Here is a 23,956-nt window from a genome sequence, read left to right on the forward strand (position 1 = left end):
GTGATCCATTTCTTTCATATCTTTGTGATCCATTTATACCGCCTCCATTAATTTATATTTTTAGTTTACACTTGTAAACTTAGATAGTCAAATAATTTATCTGTTACAAAAAAAATGTCAAAGAGATAAATATCCCTTTGACATTTTTATATAATCACATAAACATTTTAGTTAATTTACAATTCTATGCATCTTTACCAATTGTTTTACGACGGTTAACTTCTTTTTCAGCAAGTACATCGGAATCTTTAAATCCAAAGACCCAAGTACAACCAAATGCTACGATTATTGTAACAATTGATGCAATCCAAAAGTTAATTTCGTTACTCATTCCTCCACCAAACTTTAAAGGTGTAAAGAATGAAGGGAATCCGATTAATGAACCAGTAAATCCGTACATATTAACGTTTAATAGTCCGGCTACTAATCCACCAACTGCACCACCAATATTAGCTGCTAAGAAGACACGCCCATATTTTAAGGTAATCCCATAAATAGCTGGTTCTGTAATACCACTGAATGCTGCAATAACTGCACCACCAGATAATTCTTTAATGTTAGCCATTTTTGATTTAATCATAACTGCCATTACAGCAGCACCTTGAGCTACCATTGTAATTGAAACAATTGCATTTAAGTAGCTGTAGCCTTTTGAAGCAATATCGTTTGCGATTAAAGGAACAACTGCCCAATGTAAACCAAAGATAACTAAACATTGATATAATCCACCAATAACAAAACCTGCAATTGGGTAGTTTGCTGTTAAAATTGTGTTTAAAATAATAGAAATACCTGTACTAATTAACGTAATAATAGGTCCAACAATAATGATAATAGCGGCCGAAACGATCATAACTTCTAACAATGGTACAAAAATCATTCGTAAAACTTGTGGAATAACTTTTTTGAGTCCTTTTTCAACATAATGTGCTAACCATGCTCCAGCAATAATTGGGAAAATACTGTAAGTATAGTTAACCATATGAATTGGAATCCCAAATAAGTTAGTATTTAATGACATCCCCAAAAGTTGTCCAAACACTTTTGTTCCTGTTGCAATACCAAAAAGTGAAGGATATACCAAGACACCACCAACAATAGCCATAATAATTGGATCAGATTTTAACTTCTGTGCAGCTGTGAATCCAACAATAATAGGTAAGAAATAGAATGCTGAATCTCCCATGGCTGATAAGAAAATGTAAGTCTGTGATGTGGCTTCTGTCCAACGAAAATCGACAGCCATTTGAAGTAATCCTTTTAAAATACCACTAGCAGCCAATAATCCAATTACTGGCATCATAGAACCTGTGATAACACCAATCAAAGTATTAAATCCAGCATTCAATTTTCCACGGAATGTTGTTGGTTTTTCCTCAGCTGGTGCATCATCGGCAGCATCGACCTCGCCACCTGCGTATGATGTTCCTAATTGTGCAATAACTGCATCATAGACATCAGTAACAGCTGGTCCAATAACAACTTGATATTGTCCAACAGCATGACGAACATCAATTACACCTGTTAAATTTTTAATCACTTCATCGTCTGCTTTACTTTCATCAACTAAGTAAAATCGTAACCGCGTAATACAATGGATTAAACTCTTAATATTCTCTTTACCACCGACTTGTTTGATAATGTCTGTAGCTAATTGTGTGTAATCTTTTGCCATAACTATTCCTCCCCTTTTGCAGTACCAGATCCCACTTCCGTGCCACCTTCAAAAGGTTGTGGTTCCGATAATGTTAATTTGTCTAATTTATCTTGTGTATTTGTAATTACTACCATTAAAACATTGTCTAATTGTGCTTCAGAAACTTGTGTTAAATCCATAGTCCCAAGTAATTCACCACCATGAACACGAGCACCTTTTTTAATATTAATATCAAATGGTGCACCTTTTAAATCAACCGTATCAACACCCATGTGTAATAAAATTTCAAGTCCATTATCCATCGTGAATCCGATAGCATGTTTTGTTGATGCAACCAATGTTATAGTTCCAGATACTGGACTATAAATTTCCCCTGCGGTTGGTTTAAATCCGAAGCCATCACCCATTAATTTTTGAGCAAAAACAGAATCGCTCACATTTTCTAAATCAATTAACTCCCCAGTTGCTGGTGCGTAAAACTTATCATCATTTACCTTTTGTTTTCTTTTAAAAATCGACATTGTTCTCTCCCCCATTTTTTTTAATTTATTTAACTAGATTCGCTTACAGCGATTAAGCGTTTTCAAGTTATCCTTATAATAAACCTGTCTATACAGGATGTCAACGCTTTCTTTTCTTTTAAATTAACATTTATATATACTTGTATAGACTAGAATGTTTATGTTAAAATAACCTTATCATTGGAGGTGACTATTATGACGAACCAAAATAAACATTTAGGTATTTATCAAGATCTTGTCACTAAAATCACACATAATATTTACGCATCAGGAACATTCCTACCTAGTGAAATTCAATTGAGCCATTTATACGGTACTTCTCGCGAAACAATTCGAAAGGCTCTCCAAAATTTACTAACCAATGGCTATATTCAAAAAATTCGAGGCAAAGGATCGCTTGTTTTAGATATTCAACGATTCGCTTTTCCCGTCTCAGGTATTACTTCATATGAGGAACTGAATAAGTCTCTTCAAATGAATTCGGAAACACAAGTTAGACAGTTACTTGTCACAACTATTCCTATAGAGAGTTTTGCACCTAAGTCTGTTGTTGGCGATAAAGCGACATTTATTGAACGTCTACGACTTGTTAAAAATGAACCCAGTGTTATTGATCGTGACTACATACTTTCAGATATCGTACCTGAGATACCTTTAGCAGTTGCCCAAAATTCGCTTTATGATTATTTTGAAAATAAATTAGGCTTAGAAATCAGTTATGCTATTAAAAAAATTACAGTTGAACCAGCAGATACAACTATCCAAAAATTATTAAACATTCCAAAAACAGAATCTGTTGTTGTCATAAGAAGTGAAACCTATTTACAAGATAGTCGTTTATTTCAGATTACCGAAGCTATTCACCGCTCAGATCGTTTTAGTTTTGTTGATTTTGCACGACGGACGAAGAAAATATAACTAATAGGAGAATAACGATGACATTTGAAGATAAAATTATTTATCAAATTTACCCAAAATCATTTTATGATAGTAACAATGATGGCCTGGGCGATTTACAAGGGATTATCGCTAAAATACCTTATTTAAAACAACTCAATATTGATATGATTTGGTTTAATCCTTTTTTCATATCACCACAAAATGATAATGGCTATGATATCTCAGATTATTATCATATTGATCCTAAGTTTGGTACTATGGCTGATTTTGATGAACTTGTTACCAAGCTAAAATCTGTAGGCATCGATGTCATGATGGATATGGTTTTTAACCATACATCAACTGAACATGAATGGTTCCAAAAAGCGCTAAAAGGTGATCCAAAATATATGGCTTACTATTATATTCGTGGAGCAAAACCAGATAGCTCGCTTCCAACTAATTGGGATTCTAAATTTGGTGGTCCTGCATGGGAAGCTTTCGGAAATACGGGTAAGTACTACCTTCATCTCTACGACCCAACTCAAGCAGACTTAGATTGGCATAATCCAGCAGTTCGAAAAGAAATGGCCAAGATTGTTAATTTTTGGCGCAACAAAGGTGTTAAAGGTTTCCGATTCGACGTTATCAATGTCATCGGTAAAGATGTCAATTTACTTGATGCACCTTATGGTACTGATAGTAGACTTATGTATACAGATAAAAAAATAGTTCATCAATATCTACAAGAACTTAACGAATCTAGTTTTGGTCAAGACCCTGATGCTGTGACCGTTGGTGAAATGTCTTCTACTTCAATCGATAATTGTATTGAATACACGTTAGGCAAAAACAACGAGTTATCAATGGTCTTTACCTTCCACCATTTAAAAGTTGACTATACCCATGGAAATAAATGGACGACGATGCCTTTTGACTTTATGAGTTTAAAAAACATTCTAAATGATTGGCAATTAGGTATGACAGCTGGTCATGGTTGGAACGCTTTATTTTGGAATAATCATGATCAGCCTCGTGCTATTAATCGTTTTGGTGATCCCGTCCATTTTCGTGAAAAATCTGCCGAAATGCTAGCGACAACTATTCATTTATTACGTGGAACGCCTTTTATTTATATGGGAGAAGAAATTGGGATGAGCGATCCTCAATATCAGCATTTATCTGATTATAATGATATTGAAACCAAAAACATTTACCCAACATTATTAGCGAAAGGACTCAGTGAAACTGAAGCCTTAGACATTATTCAAGCAAAATCTCGTGATAATAGTCGTACTCCCATGCAATGGAATAACTCTGAGTATGCAGGGTTCTCAGCTGAAAAACCATGGTTGATGCCAATGAATCAGTCTATCGTCAACGTTCAAAATGAATTAGTACGCGGCGAAATATTTAATTACTATCAACAACTAATTAAATTACGTAAGACTCTGCCAATTGTCTCTGTTGGTGATTATCAACCTCTTTTAATGGACGATACTCAAGTTTTTGCTTACCAAAGAATACTAAAAAATCAACGTTTAATTGTTTTAAATAATTTCTATGGTACAACGACAACGATTACTTTACCTGCATTTACCGGGGAAATATCAACTGTCATCAATAATTATCCAACCGATATCAAATTAGAAACAGCTATGACGTTAGCTCCATATCAGTCAGTTGCCTTTTTGATTGACTAACTAAAATAAAGCAGCCTTGCAATTTTAAATTGTAAGGCTGCTTTATTTAGAACTTATTAAGATTAATCAAAGTAGATTTTAAAAGGACTAACTGGAATATGGTTTTCGTTCCATAAGCCGGCAGAAGTTACATTTGCATATGCATACTGTAAGCCAATTGATTCTTCTTCTAATCGAATCTTGATATCATTTGTACCTAAATCAATCACTGCAGGTTTTAAAACATCCCCTGGCATGATCCATTTTAAATCAATATCATTTGTTGTTTCAAGTTGTTCACAATTTGAAAAGTTAAGACGCATTTGTTTTACATCAGCTGAAATTTCAGATAATTGTGGACTTGTTTGCATTTCATCGAATTTACCAAAATTAGAATATAATTCGATTACACGATAACCTAATTGTCTTTTACTACTTGGATGAATCTCGTTAGCTGAATCTTCATCCATAGCTGTAACTAAGTAAACCCGATTTTCTGTTGCTGCAAACTTTTGTTGTGCATCGCGAATTTCAGCCCATGAATTAGCTATCTTATGATTATATTGTGGTAACTGAATAATATAAGTTGGTAATTTATTTTGTTTAAGCGTTTTGCGCCATTCACGGATTAATTTTTTCAAAAGTAACCCATAATGTTTTGTATCTATTCCTGCATCTCGTTCACCTTGATACCAAGTTAACAATTTAAATCGGTAAGGACCCACTTGTGATAACATCGTATCGTATAAATTATCGGATTCTTCTAAACTTGGAATTTTAGTATCAACATAAGCTGCTTTTAAAGTCTCGTTATTTATTAGTGTACTTTCTGATACCCAACTTGCAGCTGAAGTCCCATTTTTAGCACATAATACAAGGCCAATTGGTGTGTATTCATCATATTGACGAACCTTCTTAGCCATATAATAGCCTAATGCTGTAACGTTACCAATATTTTCTTCATCAACAATTTGCCATGGATTTTCTTCTGTTGATTGCTTTTCAGGTATATTGATAAAACGTAAATTCATCATTGGCATTGTTTTATTATGATCAAATTCATCATCTTTAGCCATTTTGAAGTTAGCATTTGATTGTCCAGCAATCAAGAATACATCTCCAAATTGTACGTCGCGTAAAATTATTTTATCTGTTCCTGATTTAACTAGAACGGTCACAATTGTAGGTGCTAAAAATGAGATACTTTCAATTAAAAAGTATCCTGTATCATCAGCAATTCCTGTTTCAATTGTATCTTCGCTACCGCCCATTGAAATCGTTACAGTTACTTCTTGATTGGGTTCTGCATAACCAAAAAAACGTGTTGTCTGATCTTGTTGCATAACCATATGATTAGTAAATAGTGGTGCTAATCGCAATGTTGTTGCCACTGTTAAACCCTTCTTTCTAGTCGCTGTCCATTAAGTATCCTTTACAATTATAACATAAGATAAGCCTCTATCGACTTTTTATCAAATGGATTAGTCAGCTACTTTGACTATTATTTAGTTGTTTGTCCTAGCTATTTTGAATAATAGTTGCTAGAATAAAGACAGTCAAAACAGTGTAAAATCGCCGGGTTTTACAAAAATAATAGTTATCACATCCAAGAGGCCATTTTTTAATGAAGGATGTTGGTACCTATTTTTTATTGTCCATTATTATAAGATTATAAAAAATAGGTACCGATAAGGAGCTCAAAATGAATAATCAAACGGTTTCTATCCGTCGTGAACTTTCAGGTTACGTCACACGGAACGTTTTAAGTACTTTAGGTTTATCTGTGTATCTTCTGGCAGATACATATTTCATTGCTAATGCGGTTGGAACAACTGGTTTAGCGGCTTTAAATATTGTATTACCCCTCTTTAATTTATTAAATGGCGTCGGGTTGTTACTCGGAATTGGTGGTGCAACTTTATTTTCTATTTTAAAGATTAAGGATCAAAAAGCGAGTCAAAAAATTTTCACACAGGTTTTAATTGTTGGGATTATTTTCGGCCTAGCTTTCTCAGTCTTAGGCTTTTTATTCATGAAACCTTTACTCTATTTTTTAGGTGCAAACGCAGGAACTTACAAATTAGCTGCTGAATACCTAACTTATATTTTGCTAGCTGCACCATTCTTTGCTTGTAATTATCTCGTTTTAAGTTTCATTCGAAACGATAATAATCCACATTTATCGATGGTTGCCATGTTAGTATCTAGTTTATTCAATATCATTTTTGATTATATTTTTATGTACCCATTACATCTTGGTATGGGTGGTGCTGCAATGGCAACTGCTGTTTCTCCAATTGTTGCTTTAGCTATATTAACCTTCCATCGTAAAAAGGAAGGACGTCTTTTAACGCTCCAACGAACGTCTATTCACTTTAAGACAATAAAAAAAGTTGTTCAATTCGGGTTCCCTGTCTTTCTAACTGAAATGAGTACAGGTGTCAGCATTTTTGCTTTCAACCTTGTCATTTTAAGTTTAGCGGGAAATACAGCTGTCGCAGCCTATGGAATTATCGCAAACATCGTCTTAGTCGCTTTATCACTTTTTAATGGTGTTGCCCAAGGAATTCAGCCTTTACTCAGTCGAGAATTTGGAATTCGGAATTGGCCAGAAGTTAAGCAAATATTACGTTTTGGGTTAATTGTTAGTTTTATTATTGGCACAATTTTATACCTTACATTGACCTTTGAAAAAGATCCTATTATTGCATTATTCAATAATAGTAACAACCAAGAGTTAATCCATTATGCTGAAATAGGCATTCCAATCTACTTCTTAAGCTTATTTGGATCATCCCTTAATGTTGTGTTTAGCATGTTTTTCTCAGCGATTGGCGAACCCAAACATGCACTTATTCTAGCTATCTTGCGCGGTTATGTCTTACTACTAGGCTTATTATTTATTTTTGCCCACTTCTTCAACTTAACTGGTGTTTGGGTTGCTTTACCCGTCACAGAATTAATCATTGTCGTCATCAGTACTGTATTCCTATTCAGTTTCTTTAATAAACAAATTAAAAAACAATAAAAAGAAGGTTTCTTATTTTATGAAAGTTAAACGTTTTGAAGCAATCACAATTCCCGTAACTGATGTCCAAAGAAGTTTACGTTTTTATCATGAAGTTTTTGATATGACTATGATTGAAAATAGTGAGTTACCTACTGTTCATTTTGGCCATCAAAAAATTATTTTTGAGCCATCAACTAATGTTATTCCAATGACACTTAGTTTCGTCGTTAGTGATTCAATGACCGCTATGGAAAATCACTTGAAAAATTATTTTGTGACTATTATCTCTGGCCCGATTGAAAAGCAAGATGTTAAAAATGCACAATCGATTACAATTTCAGATCCAGATCAGCATATAATCGAATTAATTAGTTATCAGAAATAGATTTACTAAGCTAACATCTAAGCGATGTTAGCTTTTTTACTACTATTAGGTTTTTAAATCTATATGCTTAGATTCTCTAAAATACTTTTCTTTATTCCCACAGCTAAACATGGTAATCTGAAAATGAGTTATATCAGAAAGGCGGTCCTACTATGCAACCTATTATTGATTTACAAGATATTTCACTAGAACTTAGTAACCAATCAATCTTGAACCACATCTCTTTTCAAGTAAACCCTGGAGACTTTTTAACAATCACCGGTCCATCTGGAAGCGGTAAAAGTACCGTTTTGAAATTAATCGCTGGTTTAATTTCAAGAACATCTGGTGATATTAAGTTCAATGAAAAATCAATTGACAGTTATGACCCAATCGAATATCGTCGGATTGTTTCTTATTGCTTCCAAACCCCCGTTTTATTCGGCGAAACCGTTAAAGACAATCTGGAGTTTCCTTATATCGTTCGTAAGCAAGACTTCGATGAATCTCGTGCCATTTCTGAATTAGAATCCGTAGGCTTACCCAGCAGTTATCTTCAGAAATCAATAAATGAACTATCTGGTGGCGAGAAGCAACGTGTTGCCTTAATTCGTAATTTAATCTTTTTACCCAAAATCTTACTGCTTGATGAAATCACAAGTGCTTTAGATTCAGAAAGTAAAAACATTATACACGCATTAATTAATCGTTTAAATGACTCAAATAAAATCACTATTATCGCTGTTACTCATGATGATAATGAAATAAAACTGGCTGATCAATTAATTAATATCGAGGCCGGAAAAATAACGGAGGTTAGACATGCATAATTTAGCCGTTAATAATCTTTCTCTCGTTTTCGCTTTTTCATTAGTACTTGTCTCACTAGGAATTGTATATAAAGAAAAATTAGGCCTAGCAAAAGATATTATTTATAGTGTCATTCGTGCAATTATCCAATTAGTCATCGTCGGATACATTTTAAAGTACGTCTTTAATATTAATAATATTATTCTAACTTTAGTTATGATGTTCATTGTTTTCTTTAACGCTGCGTATAGTGCACATAAAAAAAGCGCAGGAATTCCACATAGTTTTCGTATTTCGTTCATTGCCATTTTTTGTAGTACGTCCGTTACACTTGGCCTTTTACTACTAGCTGGAACGCTTAAATTTATTCCTTCACAAATTATTCCAATTACTGGTATGATTGCTAGTAATTCAATGGTTGCGATTGGTCTTTGTTACCGTAACCTTAACAGTAATTTCCGTGATCAACGCCAACAGATTTTAGAAAAACTAGCACTCGGTGCAGATCTCAAACAAGCAGCATACCCTATTATCCGTGAAAGTATCAAAACAGGGATGTCGCCTACTATTGATTCAGCTAAAACGGTTGGTATCGTTAGTTTACCTGGAATGATGTCTGGGTTAATCTTCGCCGGTGTTGATCCTGTCTTTGCGATTAAATACCAAATCATGGTCACTTTCATGTTACTTTCAGCAACAAGTATCTCATCAATTAGTGTTTGTTATCTTTCATATAAACAATTTTTTAATGATAAGAAGCAACTACGATAAATTAAATATCAATCAACTAAAATAGCCATATGTATAAGTTTTCCTTATACATATGGCTATTTCTTACTCTATAACTTGAAACTCACGGTCCTTCAATACATATTGCGTATCACACATTTTAGCAACATCTGGTTCATGCGTTACAATGATGACACATTTATCTTGTGATTTAGCTAAATCTTGAAGTAATTCAATAATTTCTTTCGTATTAACTTCATCCAAATTACCGGTCGGTTCATCAGCTACGACTAATCGTGCGTCACAACACATCGTTCTGACAACAGCGACTCGCTGTTGTTGCCCACCAGAAAGATGTTGAACGTTCTTCTTAGCCATATCCTCATCAATACCAACTTTTTTCAACATATCAAAGGCATATTGTTTATCACCAGCATGTGTTGCTCCGGTAATGTCCATCGCAGTCATTAAGTTTTCCAACGCTGACATATAAGTAAATAAATTATAGGATTGGAAGATAATCGAGACATCTTTATTTCGATAATGAGTTAATCCGATTTTATTGATTGCCTCACCTTCATATATAATTTCTCCAGATTTTGGTTTATCTAAACCAGCAATTAGTGAGAGAAATGTTGTTTTTCCTGAGCCACTACTACCGACAATTGCATATGATTTACTTCTTTCAAAAGTTAAATTAACCTTTTCAAATAAGGGGTTATCCTTATTTTCATACCAATACGCGACATCTTTAATTTCAATCATTTAATCACTCCTTTCTATTATTTATGAAATCAGAATTTTCTTGGGTTCAAGTCGTAAAATACCTAACGATGCTAACATAATCGAGATAAAGATAATTGCCAGACCCATACCACCTAATTCTGCCAAATCTTTGATACTTACAGTTGTGCTTAGATTCTTTAATTTCTCAGATTTAGTTGTCGCTGACTGCCCTGGTATACCACTTGGATCTGTTCCACCAAATTGTCCACCTTTAGTACCACTTGGCGCACCGCCTCCACCTTGCATATCATTTGAAGTTGTAGCTGTTGTAGATGTCGTTGTTTGTTGGCTTATCAATTGATCACCTACTGCATTACCAACGAATTTCCCACCAATTCCGGCAACAACTAATGACACGAGTAGAACCATAAACATTTCAACAAAGAATTGTGCAATAACTTTCCAACGTTTTTCACCTAATGATAGGAGGACACCAATTTCATAGCGACGTTCTCTAATCATTAAAATAACAATTAAGGCAAGAATGATAGTTCCTGCAACTGCGACTAATAGAACAATTTTTTGGGCAAAACTCTTAACATTATTCAATGGTGTCAGCATTGATTGATAAGTACTATCGTTTGTTGACATTGAAAATTTAGATGTGTTAATTAATTTCTTAGCTGCTTTTGTGAAAGTTTCTGACTTGGCTGGATCACTTAATGTATACACAACTGAATCGGCCGTATCTTTATACTTACTACCTTTTAAAGTATTCGCAAATGTGTAAGCTGTATAAATAGTATTTGATGGATCAGTAGCTCCTGGCCCACCCATACTTGTAGAACTAGTTGAACTAGCTTTATAAATACCGACAACTTCAACTTTATACTTCGTACCACCAGTTGATTTCATTGTAATTGTATTGCCCACAGAAATATGGTTAGTAGAAGCAAGTTCTGATTCAATCACAACGTTTTTAGTATTTAAATCACTCGAATTTAAACCACGACCTTTTGTAATTTTGGCACCACTAGTATTTAGTGCACTAGCCGTTGAACTTACACCGGAAATAGAAATATCACCCGTTGTTGCAGAAGTTGCCATTTTCTTGCCGCCCATCCCACCACTTTGACTTGAGGTCGATGTTGTTTTAATGGCATCAAATGAAGAAGCATTAGCTGTAGTTGAAGTGGTGATACTGTAACTCTTCACATTGCTTAATGCACCAACTTTTTTAGCTGTTGCGACTGTTACCCCAGCTAAGTTTAATGATGGTTTAGTGGTTTTTGAGCTTGAAGTTTTCATCTCGCTAAAAGCTTTATCTCGATTAGCTGATAATGTCACCGTTGCACCCGCACTCTTCTTCGCATCATTTGCCGCAGTTGTTGCTGCATTTTGAATAATTAATCCTGCTAAAACGAATAACATAATAGCTGACATAACTAATACAAGTAAAAAAGATCGTCCTTTTTTTGCTTTAAGATTTAATAAAGCACGTTTAAAAAAATTCATATTTATTACCTCCATATTCTCTTAAATTATTTGATAAGAATAAGCATAGCTAATAATTATGAATTATTTTTGAATATTATCAGAACATTTTCGTTTGTTATACAAAAAAAAGTTTTATTATGAATAATAATTCATAATAAAACCGTTTTCTTTATTTAATCTATTAGACTTTTCCAATCTCTCGACCAGATTAATCCTAAACATTTTTCACCTGTGTGAACACCGACAAGTGGTCCAATATAACCCGATTCAAATTTCATTTTAGGAAAACTAGTTCTCAAGTCTTGTCCCCATTCAGCTTGAAGTTCCGGATTATTCGCATCAATTAAATTAATTTGAACTGGATAATCAAGTGAACGTGTTGCTTCTGAGAATTGAGCTTTAATTTCAGAATAGGCATTTTTCATTTTGCGTTCTTTACCAATAGCAACGATTTTACCTTCTTTATCAAAAGTTAAAATCGGTTTAATTTTCAATATGTTTCCAACAAAACCTGAATGATTTGATAAACGACCGGTCCTCATTAAATGATTTAAATCATCAACAACAAAAAGAACCCGTGTTGTTTCTCTTAATTCGGCTAACTTTTCAAGTATTTCCATAACGTTTTTATCTTTATTAGCTAATGTGGCAGCCAATTGAACCATGTTACCCATCCCCGCGCAATCAATTTTCGAATCAAAAACATGCACATTGATGGCCGAAACAGATGATGCGAAAGCTTCAAGATTACCAACTAATCCACTAATACCTGATGATAAATGGATACAAATAACATCTGTATAGCCTTCAGCAGCAAGTGCCTTAAATTTTTCTTCCATTTCACCCATCGATACCTGGGAAGTTGTTGGTAAAACATCTTCTGTTTTTAATAATTGATAAAATTGAGTTGCCGTTAAATCGGCATTTTCATGATAGACATGATTTCCAAATAATACTGGGTTATTTACTACTTTAATATCTAATTGTTCAACAATCTCATCTGTAAGATAAGCTGAACTATCCGTTAATACAGCAATTTTCATTATTTCACATCCCTATTTTTACTATCCTATCACACATTATGCTCGAATACTTTAATTTAACTAACCATTTGGCGACCAATAACTAATCCTAACAGTGTCATCAAGCCACCAACAATATAACTAGCTAATAAATAAATCATGAATAACGATATTTTTTGGCTTTTAATTAATTTAACCAATTCAAAGTTATACGTTGAAAAGGTTGTAAAACCACCCATTGTTCCAGTACCAAGTAAGACTAACATCGGACTAGATAAATTAATTCCTGTTAAAAGACCTAAAATAAAACTACCTATCAGATTAATTAATAACGTTCCAACTGGAAATTGATCAGTTAGATATCGATTACTTAAATTTGTTATCCCATATCTTAACATAGCACCGATTGCAGCGCCAATCCCAACTAATAGTGTCATCATGAACGTTCACTCTCCATTCGCCAATCTCCAATCCGATTGCCTAATGAATAACCAAGTAATGTCATGGAAAGTCCACCTATAATCGTTACTAACACATAGATGAGTGCATAGCCCCATTGTTGCGTCTCTATTAACTTTACAGCTTCCAAACTATATGTTGAAAACGTTGTAAAAGCACCTATAAAACCTGTTTTTATCCCCAAAGTTAACCAATCTGGGACTTTTTCGGTTGTTTCAATATACTGAACTAAGAACGCCAAAATAAAGCACCCTACGACATTAATCATTAATGTCCCCAGTGGGAATCCATTTGGTTGAATAATCGTTAAACCAAGTAAGTACCGACTTATTCCACCAAAAAAAGCAAACAATGCAACAATTATATAATTCATTTTATGACCTTCTTATCAATTTTACATTTACTACTTCATTTTACCGAATTATCTAGTTAATACCAAATTAAAATGGACCACTAGAAATTATCTAGTGATCCATTTAGGCTAATCTTGGCTTAGTTTAAATTGACTCCATGGTTTCAAAAAATCGAGTAAGAATAATTCATCATCTATAATATGCCCAACAATATTTACACGACCATCATTTTTCATTTCTTTTAAAGCAATTTGTGTTTCACCTTTATATTGTCCATAACCTTCATTATCAATTAAGACGTCACCACGCTTAATTAATTTTGTATTATGTGCAGGAAATTCTTTATCTTTATACACAACCCGTGTCATTGTCGAACGTAAAAGATACGCTGAACGATCTCCGCGGTAACTATGAATATTATCAAATAATACTACTTTTTCAACCTCAGTAATATCATCTGCCGTTTCAATTTTAATCGTCGGATAATTGGCGTTGAATGCTTCTGATGCTGCTTTTAATTCATTTTCTGAAGCGTACGCGTTTGCGATAATCACATCATCAATTAAATCTGTCATCACCATATGTTTAACTTGTGTGGCAATATCTAAATGTCGATGATCCTCTAATGTACATAGTCCATCAGCAGTTGGCCAAGGTCCAAAAGTAGCTGACTTAGCATTAACAAAAGCTGCCGTATTTAAATTGTATTTTTTAAATTTCTCACTGCAAGCTACAAAAAAGTTATACTCTAATCCTGTGTATTCATGTGGATAAAAATTATGTGAACCTAATAAGTTCTCTCTTTTTGGTGAATAACTCATAATGTTATCCACATAGTTAGTCCCAGAACTCATATTTATTTCTATTTTTAAGTCATATGGATTGCGTGTCATTGCTGCTTCTTCTGCACCTGTAAATCCTAAATCTAATCGAACACCATATGCACCCATATCGTCAAAGAATTTTAAATCTTGATAACTAATATTTAGTTGTTCAAATAAATCAGGATTGATATCAACCATTACTTCCATACCAAGTTTATTTGCGTAAGCAACTGTCTTTTTAAATTCTGATAATACCTTATCTTTACCATCTGTCACTTGGAGTAAACTCGTAAAGACTCTTTTATACCCGTATTTACATGCCAAATCTAAATATGCTGTATCATCATTATAATTTGATCGTTCTGGATAAATTGAAATACCTAATTTTCCCATTATTATTCCTCCTAAATATTATTAAGGTCTATACCAATATTATAAAGGACATATAATGTAATTGAAAGCGCATTCCAAAAAAACTTTTGATTATTTTTAAATTTTTTCTTAATGTTAAGGTTATTTTAAGGTTCATGTTGTATATTGAACTTATCCCAAAACAACATAAATAACTAACCTTTATACTTTTTCATTTCTCCTCCAAAGTAATGAGAGAGAGAGCTAATTTATTAGCTCTACAACTTACTCCCTAGAGACTGCCTTCCCAGCAGTCTCTTTTTTGTTTCTAAATATTAAGAATCGTGCTAATATTTTAATCACGAAGGAGGTCTTAAGGATGCAAACCATTTATACGCTAATAACATTGATTTTTCTTAGTGTTATACCACTTCTTGTAGCTGCTTTTTTACTAACAGCTGTGAACAGTAATACAAAAAAACAATTATCATTAAATCAACAATTATACTTGGGTTCATTGGGTATTATTATCCATGAAGCAAGTCATGCTATAATGGCTTTTTTATTTGGATTTCACGCCATTGAAGTTAAATTAATTAAACGTCCACATCCCGAAATTGGTGATAACTCACTTGGATTCGTTCGTTATAGCTCACCTAAAAATATGCGTGGTAAAATTGGACAAGCAATGGCCGGTATTGCGCCCATCATTGGCTGTTCAATCGTAATTATTGGCCTTTTTATTCTACTGCTACCTCACTCTTTTAATCTACTATCAACAATGCTAGTTAACCAAGCATTTAATACTCAATCGTTATTTAACCTATTCACCTCGTTATTTCAATCTTGGTCATTAAGACTTATCCTGTGGTTGTTAATCACAACATCTATTACAATTGGTGGTTTTGATTTAAGCTCAGCAGATAGAAAAGGATTTGGTCTTGGATTCAGTTTATTAGCACTTTTAATCATTATCTTTTATTATTTCTTAACTCTATTTAATCACCAGACTTTAATGATGACTCTACTATCAAAATTTGCCTTATCTATTGGTCTAATTACTATTTTGATGCTGTTTTTATTACTTATTACAAATTGGCTGGTTAAAATCATCAAAAATAAATAAGACTATCTCATATTGAAATGGTCTTATTTATTAGTTGTATCGACTTATTTATTTCCACCACAATTTAACTAATGCTTGTGTACCGTCATTACCTAATCCATCTTCATCAACTAATTTTTCATATAGTACTTTAGCTTCTTTTGTTGCGGGTAGATTAATATTCATTTTTTCTGCTTCGTCTAATGCAATACGCAAATCTTTAAGAAAATGTTTTGCAAAGAATCCTGGTGTATAGTCATCACTTAAAACTCGGGGCGCATAATTGTCTAAACTCCAATTTGCTGCACTTCCCCCGCCAACTGTTTTAATGACACTTTCCAAGTCTAAGTTTGCTGCCTTAGCGTAAACTAACAGCTCAGTCATTCCGGTCATTGTTCCAGCAATCATAATTTGATTAGCCATTTTTACATGTTGGCCTGATCCATAACCACCAAACAAGGCAATTGTTGTTCCCATCTTTTCAAAAATAGGTTTCACTTGTTCATATACATCACTGTGTCCACCAACCATAATTGTTAGCTTCGCATTCTTTGCACCAATATCACCACCAGAAACAGGTGCATCTAACGCAAACAACTCATGAGTTTCCGCGTAATCACCAATTTTTTTCGCTAGTGTTGGTGTACTTGTTGTCATATCAACTACAATTGCGCCTTTTTTAGCACCAGCAAAAATACCATTTTCTTCAAAATATATTGCTTCTACATCTGCAGGAAAACCAACCATCGAGAAGATAATATCACTTTTAGCCGCAACCAATTGTGGCGAATCAGCCCATATTGCCCCTTGGCTAACTAAGTCATCTGTCTTTGATTTGGTTCGATTAAACACGGTTACTTCATAGTTCGCTTTCAATAAATAACTAACAATTGCTGAGCCCATAACGCCCGTTCCAATAAACCCAATTTTTTTCATAATAATCTCCTTTTATAATTTTCTTTAGTATGCACCTTTAAGGTTACGACTGCCATTAATAATAGTTAAGCCTAAAATAAAATCCCACTACAAAATTTGTAGTGGGATTTTATTTATACTGCTTTATTTTGAGCAACTTTTTCACTTAAATACTTTGAAAATTTACTCTTATCATGATAACCAACAACTTTTTCAATTGCTTTGCCATCTTTAAATAATAGAAAACTCGGAATACTCATGACATCATATTCCAATGCTGTTTCTTTATTTTCATCAATATTCAACTTTACAAATTGCATATCATCTTTGAATTCTTGTTCTAATTCATCAATAACAGGTTCCATCATACGACATGGACCACACCAAGGAGCCCATAAATCAACAATTGTTAATCCGGAATCTGTATGTTCCGCGAGCGTTTTATCTGTTACTTTTGTGACCATTTTATCGCCTTCGTTTCGTTATTTTTTATTCTGAATATTATACATATGAATTAAAGTCGTTAATATAATAGCCCCAAAAACAATTCCAGCAAAAAGTACTGCTGAAACTTCGATACCAATTTGAGGGATAGAAAGGAATAACTTCACCGCAATTAATGCGATTAGCAAGTAAGCCATTGATTCTAACTCCGGAACAACCTTCATCAACTTCATAATCAATGTCGCAATCCCACGCATGGCTAAAATTCCAAACATCCCACCGATTAAAACAATGACTGGATTTGTCGAAATTGCTAACGATGCTAAGACAGAATCAATTGAAAAAACAATATCCATCATCTCAATTGAAATAACAACTGACCAAAACAATGAGAATGGACCTTTTCGTCCATTACTTTTTTTCTCTGATTTAGGTTTTGGCGTTTTAATTTTTGAAAAGAAATAATGGGCTGATAGGTAAATAAGATACCCAGCGCCAATTACTTTAATTTCCCAGAAATCAATTAAAAATGTTCCAATTCCAATAATGATGAACCGGAAAATATATGCACCCCATAATCCGTAAAATAATGCTTTTTCTTGTTCTTTTTTACTTGGTAATTTTTGTGTTTGTGCAGCTAATACAATTGCGTTATCCACTGATAATAAGCATTCGATTACTGCTAATGATAGGATAATTATCCAATCACTACTTGATTCGACAACTGTTTTCCAATTGTTTAGATCAAAAAATGGTCCATATAAGTTTGCTAACATTTAATTCTCATACTTTCTTTCAATAATTTTTATAAATAACTGTAAATGATTATTATACAGCAATTACCAGATTATGCCATAACATATGAACAACAGTAACTGCCAGCTACATTTCTCGAATAGCAATCAATAATGACAGTTATGACACTTTATCTCGATTCATTAAAACAACATGTTGGTCTTGCTCATTTAACCGATCAACATGTTTTTCGCCCCAAACACACAATTTATTTAATATAGTACTCAAAGACTCACCATATTCAGTCAATTGATAATCTACTTTTGGTGGTACCTGTTCATAGATATGTCTAGAGATAATCCCATCGGCTTCCAATTCACGTAATTGTTGCGTTAACATTTTTTGGGTTATTTTCGGAATTGCACGTTTCAGCTCACTAGTTCTTCTTTTTCCACCACGTAAATGGCATAAAATAATTGTTTTCCATTTTCCGCCAATGACTTCTAAAGTCGCTTCAACACCAATATTATATGTTTTATCTTCCATTCTTCCTCCTATAGGCACTAAAAAGTTCCTATAGCACTTTTTAGTACGTTATTGTCTTATTGTTGCGTACACGTATAATCATAAATTGTAGCATTATTCCAACAAAAATCAAGGAGGCTTTACAAACTTATGGAAAAACCAAAAATATCACCATCCCTAACACTCTTAGCATTGGCTATTAGTGCTTTCGCAATCGGATCAACAGAATTTATTAGCGTTGGGCTCATCCCCTTATTAGTCAAAGATTTTGGTATTTCATTAAGTCAGGCAGGACTTAGCGTTTCATTATATGCATTCGGTGTCACAATAGGTGCACCCGTTCTAACTATTTTAACTGGCCAATTTGATCGAAAAAAATTACTCTTAAGTATCATGGCGTTATTTATCGTTGGTAATTTAGTTGCAGCATTTGCACCAACTTTTTCAATTTTATTAATTGGTCGAATTATTTCTGCATTGTCTCACGGTATATTCATGACAATCGCTTCCGTTATTGCGGCTGATGTTGTTGAACCTTCAAAACGTGCTAGTGCTATTTCAGTCATGTTTACTGGTTTAACCGTTGCAACTGTAACCGGTGTTCCTTTAGGTACATTTATTGGTCAACATACTAGTTGGCATGGATCATTTATTTTTATTAGTATCATTGGACTAATTGGTTTAATCGCCAACTTTTTCCTCGTACCAAATGGTTTACCAATTCCTGGAAAATCTGATGCGCATGGTTTTATCCGTGTCCTTAAGAACAAATATCTATTGATTACGTTATCATTAACCGCCTTAGGTTACGGTGGGACATTCGTTGTTTATACGTATATTACGCCACTCTTAGAAACTTCAATGGGTTACAGTGAAAGTGCTGTTGTTATCATTTTAATCGTCTACGGATTGATGGTTGCCCTTGGAAATACGATTGGCGGCCGTTTAGCAAACCATAATCCGCTCCAAGCATTATTAAAAATGTTTATCGGACTTGCAGTCGTCTTATTTATCCTTTTCTTTACTGCTAAAATGTCAATTCTAGGTTTATTAACCGTTATGGCCTTAGGACTATTCGCCTTTATGAATGTTCCAGGATTACAACTATACGTTGTTCAATTAGCTGAAAAATATACCCCTAAAGATATTACTTTAGCATCGTCGCTAAATATTTCTGCTTTCAATATTGGCATTACGTTAGGCTCTTTAATTGGTGGACAAGTTGTTTCTAATCTCGGATTAGGTATGACGCCACTTTTTGGGACAGTCATGGTTTTAATCGCCATCTTCATGACAATGTACTTAATTACACTCAATAAGAATGAGAAATAACAAAAAAACGGGTCACAACGAATATAAAATTCATTGTGACCCGTTTTTATTAGGCTCTCTTTGCACGTAACCCGATTCCCGTCCAACCACTAATGATTGAAAAGACAGGCGATAGTAAGCTAAAGAACGCAAATGGTAAGTAGTCTAGCGTTGGAACTCCCAACGTGCTTGCTGCAAACGCACCAGCTACACCCCAAGGGATTAAGTAATTAATCACTGTTCCGCCATCTTCAAGTGCACGACTTAAGGCTAAATTATCTAATTTTGATTTATCAAAAGCGGGTTTAAACGCTTTTCCAGGTAAAATAACTGATAAGTATTGTTCTCCAACAAATAAATTAACTCCAATTCCAGCAAAAATAGTTGCCGTAATTAATTTACCAGATGAATTTAAACGTTTAACTAAAGGTTCCATAACGACTTCAATAATATTGAAGTTCATTAGTAAGCCGCCTAACGTTAAAGTTAAAATTATTAATGACACGGTTCCCATCATACTTGAAACGCCACCTCGTGTTAACAGCATATCCACATTTGCATCTCCAGTTTTAGAAACAAATCCTGACTGAATCAACGCCGCAACATCTTGTAAACTCGTAAATGGTTTTTGAATAAATAACATAACTAACGATACACCAATATTGATAAATAACGTTGGAATAGCTGGAATTTTTAACCAGGCACAGACAAACATTAAGATAATTGGTAATGCCGCCCAAGCTGTGATTGAAAAGTGACTAGATAAAATTGAAATCGTATGATTGATTTTATCCATATTTGCTGCCATACTACCACTTCCCAAAATGAAATATAAAATTAAAGATCCTACAAAAGCAGGAATTGTTGTCCACATCATATTTTTAATATGTTTAAATAAATCAGATTCTCCAATGGCAGCTGCTAAGTTCGTTGAATCTGATAAGGGAGACATTTTATCCCCAAAGATAGCACCTGAAATAATTGCTCCTGCCACTAGTGCAGGATTAACCCCCATCGTCATCCCCATACCGAATAGTGCGATACCCACAGTTGAAATTAAAGTGAAGGCACTCCCAATTGATAATCCGATAATAGCACAGACAATAAAAACGGAAGGCACAAAGAATTGAACACTAATCAGATTAAATCCCCAAATCATTAAGGTTGGAATAATTCCTGCCGCAATCCAAGTCGCAATCAATGAGCCAATCAAAATAAAAATAAAGATGGGAATTAACCCTGTACTCATTCCATCCTTGATACCCGCGTGAATCTCATCCCATGAAAAATGACGAATTCTAGCCCATAAAATTAACAACCCAATCACTAACATAACTGGTGTTTGAGGTGATAACCCAAACTTAATTACACCAAATCCCATAATAATCAACATTACTACTAAAACACTTGCTGCTTCTGTAAACGATAATTTATTTTTCATTAGTAAACACTCCTATTTTTTAGTCGATTCTAGTATTTATCATGAAAAGTTTGATATCGAAACTGACCCCAATTTATATTTTTCATTTTTAACACTCCTTTTCTGGACAAAAAAAGTCCCTGATACAATATTAAATATTGTATCAGGGACGACTCTAGCCGTGGTACCACCCAGTTTAATTGAGAACCCAAATTCTCACTCACTAGATGATAACGGTTCTAGATATTTATCCGATGTTTAAAATAACGTTAACGTATTTGGTTAATTTATCCTGATTGGTTCGCATCAACCACCAACTTTCTGACTCCCAGATAAATGACTACTTATGTGTTAACTTTTATTTATTAAGTTGAATGAATCTTAACATGCCTAAATATCCTTGTCAATAATGTACATCTTATAGTATTTCCTTTAGAACACGATCAACTGAGAAATAAAAGGCTTCTTCCCCAGCCACATCTTTAAAGCCAGATCGTTCAAACATTCTCATTACATTTGGTTGAACTGAAGAAAAAATCACTTCATGATTTTTAGTCTGAGCATCACTATAGAAATCCTGAATAACAGCCATTGCTGTATTATCAATTGATGGTACGCCTCGCAATGAAAAGATAACTAAATCTCGTTCATGAAGTGGCTGTAGTGCCTTATCTAATCGATCCGCAGACATGAAAAATAGTGGTCCAGTGATGTAGACAACTGCCCAATCATCTTTTAATCTATCTTGTGTTGTTTCGACTTTGCTTAAATCAACATCTTCAACAACAACATCTAAAATAGAACTCTTAGCCACAAAAATAACGATCCCGACTAAAACACCGGCCATAATCGCCGTACTCAAATCAAAAATAACGGTACTTATTAATGTTAAGAAAAATAGAATTAAAGCACTTTTAAATTTATTTTTAAAGAGATACTTGATAGCTGACCATTCGTTCATCCGCCATGAAGTCACAACTAACACGCCAGCTAATGCCGATAAAGGAATCTGTGACATGATTGGTGCCAATAAAAGCATTGAAACTAATAACGCAAGTGCATGGAAAACGCCTGTCAATCGCGTCTGTGCACCTGATTTAATTGCTACACTCGTTCTAGCAATCGCAGCCGTTGCTGGAATACCACCAAAAAATGGTAAAATCATATTTCCAATACCTTGAGCGATTAATTCTTGATTACTATCTAAGGTTTTACCTGTCATGCGACCAGCAGATGCCCCGCATAATAAACTTTCAATCATTCCCAGTAAAGCAATACTTGCGCCAGGAATAATTAGATTTTTAACTGTTTGAAGATTTAATGCACCTAAATGTAATCTATCATCACTGATAACACTTGTTGGAATCTCGCCAACTGTTGCGACATCTAATTTAAATATCATTGTAATTGCCGTAGTAACAATAATTGCAATCAACGATGCAGGAATAACTTTATTCCATTTTTTTGGAAAAATAAAAAGTGCAATAACAACTAAAATTGCCATCAAAGTCGTTGCCAACTTAGGTTGAAAACCTAAGCTAGGATAACTACCAATTTTTTCAATTAAACTACTTCCGTTTGAATGCGTACCAAAAAAATTATCTAATTGCCCGAAAGCAATAATAATTGAAATTCCTGATGTAAATCCTGTAATAACAGGGGCAGGAATAAAAGTCGTTAAAACGCCTAATTTAAATATACCGGCTAACAATAAAATCACTCCGGCAATCAATGTAGCAATAAAAACCCCTTTTAATCCATATTGTGCAATAACACCCATTAATACTGCGGCCATCGCTCCAGTTGGTCCTGATATTTGATAATATGCCCCAGATAAGGTACTTATCAAAATCCCAGCAACAATGGCTGTGATTAACCCAGCAGCAGCTGTTGCCCCACTTGAGACACCAAATGCCAAGGCTAACGGAATAGCAACTGCAGCTACCGTTAAACCTGCCATAAAATCTTTAGCTAATTTTGTTGCATTATAACCTTTAAACTCGTTTTTTAATATTGAAATATAATTTGATATCATCATCATGCTCCTATTTATGTTATACATAAAAGCATAACATAAACCTTATATATAAATAAACAAGTAAACGTTTTCCAAATAAAAATGGTTAAATCTTTATAAGATTCAACCATTTTGTATAACTTTTTTCTATTAACGAACAACCATAACTGAAACGGGAGAATACTTAGCCACGTATGATGCTTGGCTACCTAAGTACTTACCAATCCCTTTAGTTATAGCTGATCCAACAACGACTAAATCAGGTTTAACGTCAGGAATAACATCTTTGACAATCGTTTCACCAGGTTCACCCTCAGCAAGAACAATGTGTACTTCCTTAACACCAGCATCTAATGCGCTTTGTTTATACTCTTGAAGTTGTTTTTCAACCTTCAAACGTTTTTCAGCTAATGTATCTTTTGTTAATACCTGAAAAACATTCAAATCATCCGACTCCAGAACAGTTACAATATGCAGCAGAGAATCATCATCTAAAGCATGACTAACCGCTTCTAAGAATGCTAATTGGGCATCTGCCGAATTATCGACGCCGACAAGAATGTTCTTATGCTTTGGTAACTCAAAACTTTTTTTCATATG

General features: G+C 34.0%; 22 protein-coding genes and 1 pseudogene. 8 read left to right on the top strand and 15 right to left on the bottom strand.

The window, feature by feature from the left end; genetic code table 11:
- Positions 1-184: 184 nt before the first annotated feature.
- A pseudogene (locus tag AC1RPU_RS00610) lies at positions 185-2,178 on the bottom strand (PTS sugar transporter subunit IIABC).
- Between the two features lie 195 nt (positions 2,179-2,373).
- Between AC1RPU_RS00610 and treR the strand changes: the two are divergent.
- On the top strand, positions 2,374-3,096 hold the full coding sequence (gene treR, locus AC1RPU_RS00615) for a trehalose operon repressor (protein ID WP_481760945.1): 723 nt from the start codon (positions 2,374-2,376) through the stop codon (positions 3,094-3,096).
- A gap of 17 nt (positions 3,097-3,113) precedes the next feature.
- Complete coding sequence (gene treC / locus AC1RPU_RS00620) at positions 3,114-4,760, top strand: alpha,alpha-phosphotrehalase (protein WP_481760946.1); 1,647 nt, start codon at positions 3,114-3,116, stop codon at positions 4,758-4,760.
- A 62-nt stretch (positions 4,761-4,822) separates the two neighbouring features.
- Here the strand turns inward: treC and AC1RPU_RS00625 are convergent, their stop codons facing one another.
- Entirely contained in the window at positions 4,823-6,130 is a 1,308-nt protein-coding gene (locus AC1RPU_RS00625; RefSeq protein ID WP_481760947.1) for a sialate O-acetylesterase, read from the bottom strand.
- Positions 6,131-6,441: 311 nt separating this feature from the next.
- Here AC1RPU_RS00625 and AC1RPU_RS00630 point away from each other — a divergent pair, with 311 nt between their 5' ends.
- The 4 genes from AC1RPU_RS00630 to AC1RPU_RS00645 all read left to right on the top strand — a co-directional run bounded on the left by AC1RPU_RS00630 (position 6,442) and on the right by AC1RPU_RS00645 (position 9,694).
- Positions 6,442-7,767 carry an MATE family efflux transporter gene (locus AC1RPU_RS00630; RefSeq protein ID WP_481760948.1) on the top strand — a complete coding sequence of 442 codons (1,326 nt, stop codon included), beginning with the start codon at positions 6,442-6,444 and terminating at the stop codon, positions 7,765-7,767.
- A 19-nt stretch (positions 7,768-7,786) separates the two neighbouring features.
- Entirely contained in the window at positions 7,787-8,134 is a 348-nt protein-coding gene (locus AC1RPU_RS00635) for a VOC family protein (protein ID WP_481760949.1), read from the top strand.
- 152 nt (positions 8,135-8,286) lie between these two features.
- Positions 8,287-8,943: an ABC transporter ATP-binding protein gene (locus AC1RPU_RS00640; RefSeq protein WP_481760950.1), complete on the top strand. Its 657-nt coding sequence runs from the start codon at positions 8,287-8,289 to the stop codon at positions 8,941-8,943.
- Positions 8,936-9,694 (top strand): ABC transporter permease, encoded by a 759-nt coding sequence (locus tag AC1RPU_RS00645; RefSeq protein ID WP_481760951.1) that lies wholly within the window; start codon positions 8,936-8,938, stop codon positions 9,692-9,694. The genes AC1RPU_RS00640 and AC1RPU_RS00645 overlap by 8 nt, the downstream gene beginning before the upstream one ends.
- 63 nt (positions 9,695-9,757) lie before the next feature.
- Here the strand turns inward: AC1RPU_RS00645 and AC1RPU_RS00650 are convergent, their stop codons facing one another.
- The 6 genes from AC1RPU_RS00650 to AC1RPU_RS00675 form a co-directional block, all read right to left on the bottom strand.
- A complete protein-coding gene (locus AC1RPU_RS00650; RefSeq protein WP_481760952.1) occupies positions 9,758-10,417 on the bottom strand; it encodes an ABC transporter ATP-binding protein in 660 nt (219 codons plus the stop codon).
- Between the two features lie 21 nt (positions 10,418-10,438).
- Positions 10,439-11,893 (bottom strand): ABC transporter permease, encoded by a 1,455-nt coding sequence (locus tag AC1RPU_RS00655; protein WP_481760953.1) that lies wholly within the window; start codon positions 11,891-11,893, stop codon positions 10,439-10,441.
- Positions 11,894-12,048: 155 nt separating this feature from the next.
- On the bottom strand, positions 12,049-12,918 hold the full coding sequence (locus AC1RPU_RS00660; RefSeq protein WP_481760954.1) for a DegV family protein: 870 nt from the start codon (positions 12,916-12,918) through the stop codon (positions 12,049-12,051).
- Between the two features lie 56 nt (positions 12,919-12,974).
- Positions 12,975-13,337, bottom strand: coding sequence for a fluoride efflux transporter CrcB (gene crcB / locus AC1RPU_RS00665; protein ID WP_481760955.1), 363 nt, complete (start codon positions 13,335-13,337; stop codon positions 12,975-12,977).
- Positions 13,334-13,729 carry a fluoride efflux transporter CrcB gene (crcB, locus tag AC1RPU_RS00670; protein WP_481760956.1) on the bottom strand — a complete coding sequence of 132 codons (396 nt, stop codon included), beginning with the start codon at positions 13,727-13,729 and terminating at the stop codon, positions 13,334-13,336. The genes crcB (AC1RPU_RS00665) and crcB (AC1RPU_RS00670) overlap by 4 nt, the downstream gene beginning before the upstream one ends.
- Positions 13,730-13,837: 108 nt before the next feature.
- Positions 13,838-14,926 (bottom strand): DUF871 domain-containing protein, encoded by a 1,089-nt coding sequence (locus AC1RPU_RS00675; protein ID WP_481760957.1) that lies wholly within the window; start codon positions 14,924-14,926, stop codon positions 13,838-13,840.
- A gap of 337 nt (positions 14,927-15,263) precedes the next feature.
- Between AC1RPU_RS00675 and AC1RPU_RS00680 the strand changes: the two genes are divergently transcribed.
- Positions 15,264-16,010 (top strand): hypothetical protein, encoded by a 747-nt coding sequence (locus tag AC1RPU_RS00680; protein ID WP_481760958.1) that lies wholly within the window; start codon positions 15,264-15,266, stop codon positions 16,008-16,010.
- A 48-nt stretch (positions 16,011-16,058) separates the two neighbouring features.
- On the opposite strand, the gene AC1RPU_RS00685 is transcribed toward AC1RPU_RS00680, so the two are convergent.
- The 4 genes from AC1RPU_RS00685 to AC1RPU_RS00700 form a co-directional block, all read right to left on the bottom strand.
- Positions 16,059-16,925, bottom strand: coding sequence for an NAD(P)-dependent oxidoreductase (locus AC1RPU_RS00685; protein WP_481760959.1), 867 nt, complete (start codon positions 16,923-16,925; stop codon positions 16,059-16,061).
- Between the two features lie 113 nt (positions 16,926-17,038).
- Positions 17,039-17,368, bottom strand: coding sequence for a thioredoxin (trxA, locus tag AC1RPU_RS00690; RefSeq protein WP_481760960.1), 330 nt, complete (start codon positions 17,366-17,368; stop codon positions 17,039-17,041).
- 18 nt (positions 17,369-17,386) lie between these two features.
- Positions 17,387-18,124, bottom strand: coding sequence for a TerC family protein (locus AC1RPU_RS00695; protein ID WP_481760961.1), 738 nt, complete (start codon positions 18,122-18,124; stop codon positions 17,387-17,389).
- Positions 18,125-18,263: 139 nt separating this feature from the next.
- On the bottom strand, positions 18,264-18,629 hold the full coding sequence (locus AC1RPU_RS00700) for a winged helix-turn-helix transcriptional regulator (protein ID WP_409021715.1): 366 nt from the start codon (positions 18,627-18,629) through the stop codon (positions 18,264-18,266).
- A 129-nt stretch (positions 18,630-18,758) separates the two neighbouring features.
- On the opposite strand from AC1RPU_RS00700, the gene AC1RPU_RS00705 reads away from it, so the two are divergent.
- Positions 18,759-19,940: an MFS transporter gene (locus AC1RPU_RS00705; protein ID WP_481760962.1), complete on the top strand. Its 1,182-nt coding sequence runs from the start codon at positions 18,759-18,761 to the stop codon at positions 19,938-19,940.
- Between the two features lie 49 nt (positions 19,941-19,989).
- Here AC1RPU_RS00705 and nhaC read toward each other — a convergent pair whose 3' ends face one another.
- The 3 genes from nhaC to AC1RPU_RS00720 form a co-directional block, all read right to left on the bottom strand.
- Positions 19,990-21,360, bottom strand: a complete 1,371-nt coding sequence (gene nhaC, locus AC1RPU_RS00710; RefSeq protein ID WP_481760963.1) for a Na+/H+ antiporter NhaC — start codon at positions 21,358-21,360, stop codon at positions 19,990-19,992.
- 397 nt (positions 21,361-21,757) lie between these two features.
- Positions 21,758-23,374, bottom strand: a complete 1,617-nt coding sequence (locus AC1RPU_RS00715) for a SulP family inorganic anion transporter (protein ID WP_481761141.1) — start codon at positions 23,372-23,374, stop codon at positions 21,758-21,760.
- Between the two features lie 132 nt (positions 23,375-23,506).
- The gene (locus AC1RPU_RS00720) at positions 23,507-23,953 is read right to left on the bottom strand and encodes a universal stress protein (RefSeq protein WP_481760964.1); all 447 of its coding nucleotides are present in this window, start codon (positions 23,951-23,953) and stop codon (positions 23,507-23,509) included.
- Positions 23,954-23,956: the final 3 nt, after the last annotated feature.

The organism is Dellaglioa sp. CoH-55-MRSF-7 (assembly GCF_056782235.1).

Coding starts and splice junctions, on each gene's coding strand:
- treR (WP_481760945.1), top strand. CDS start 2,374: ATGACGAACCAAAATAAACATTTAGGTATTTATCAAGATCTTGTCACT.
- treC (WP_481760946.1), top strand. CDS start 3,114: ATGACATTTGAAGATAAAATTATTTATCAAATTTACCCAAAATCATTT.
- AC1RPU_RS00630 (WP_481760948.1), top strand. CDS start 6,442: ATGAATAATCAAACGGTTTCTATCCGTCGTGAACTTTCAGGTTACGTC.
- AC1RPU_RS00635 (WP_481760949.1), top strand. CDS start 7,787: ATGAAAGTTAAACGTTTTGAAGCAATCACAATTCCCGTAACTGATGTC.
- AC1RPU_RS00640 (WP_481760950.1), top strand. CDS start 8,287: ATGCAACCTATTATTGATTTACAAGATATTTCACTAGAACTTAGTAAC.
- AC1RPU_RS00645 (WP_481760951.1), top strand. CDS start 8,936: ATGCATAATTTAGCCGTTAATAATCTTTCTCTCGTTTTCGCTTTTTCA.
- AC1RPU_RS00650 (WP_481760952.1), bottom strand. CDS start 10,417: ATGATTGAAATTAAAGATGTCGCGTATTGGTATGAAAATAAGGATAAC.
- AC1RPU_RS00655 (WP_481760953.1), bottom strand. CDS start 11,893: ATGAATTTTTTTAAACGTGCTTTATTAAATCTTAAAGCAAAAAAAGGA.
- AC1RPU_RS00660 (WP_481760954.1), bottom strand. CDS start 12,918: ATGAAAATTGCTGTATTAACGGATAGTTCAGCTTATCTTACAGATGAG.
- crcB (WP_481760955.1), bottom strand. CDS start 13,337: ATGATGACACTATTAGTTGGGATTGGCGCTGCAATCGGTGCTATGTTA.
- crcB (WP_481760956.1), bottom strand. CDS start 13,729: ATGAATTATATAATTGTTGCATTGTTTGCTTTTTTTGGTGGAATAAGT.
- AC1RPU_RS00675 (WP_481760957.1), bottom strand. CDS start 14,926: ATGGGAAAATTAGGTATTTCAATTTATCCAGAACGATCAAATTATAAT.
- AC1RPU_RS00680 (WP_481760958.1), top strand. CDS start 15,264: ATGCAAACCATTTATACGCTAATAACATTGATTTTTCTTAGTGTTATA.
- AC1RPU_RS00685 (WP_481760959.1), bottom strand. CDS start 16,925: ATGAAAAAAATTGGGTTTATTGGAACGGGCGTTATGGGCTCAGCAATT.
- trxA (WP_481760960.1), bottom strand. CDS start 17,368: ATGGTCACAAAAGTAACAGATAAAACGCTCGCGGAACATACAGATTCC.
- AC1RPU_RS00695 (WP_481760961.1), bottom strand. CDS start 18,124: ATGTTAGCAAACTTATATGGACCATTTTTTGATCTAAACAATTGGAAA.
- AC1RPU_RS00700 (WP_409021715.1), bottom strand. CDS start 18,629: ATGGAAGATAAAACATATAATATTGGTGTTGAAGCGACTTTAGAAGTC.
- AC1RPU_RS00705 (WP_481760962.1), top strand. CDS start 18,759: ATGGAAAAACCAAAAATATCACCATCCCTAACACTCTTAGCATTGGCT.
- nhaC (WP_481760963.1), bottom strand. CDS start 21,360: ATGAAAAATAAATTATCGTTTACAGAAGCAGCAAGTGTTTTAGTAGTA.
- AC1RPU_RS00715 (WP_481761141.1), bottom strand. CDS start 23,374: ATGATATCAAATTATATTTCAATATTAAAAAACGAGTTTAAAGGTTAT.
- AC1RPU_RS00720 (WP_481760964.1), bottom strand. CDS start 23,953: ATGAAAAAAAGTTTTGAGTTACCAAAGCATAAGAACATTCTTGTCGGC.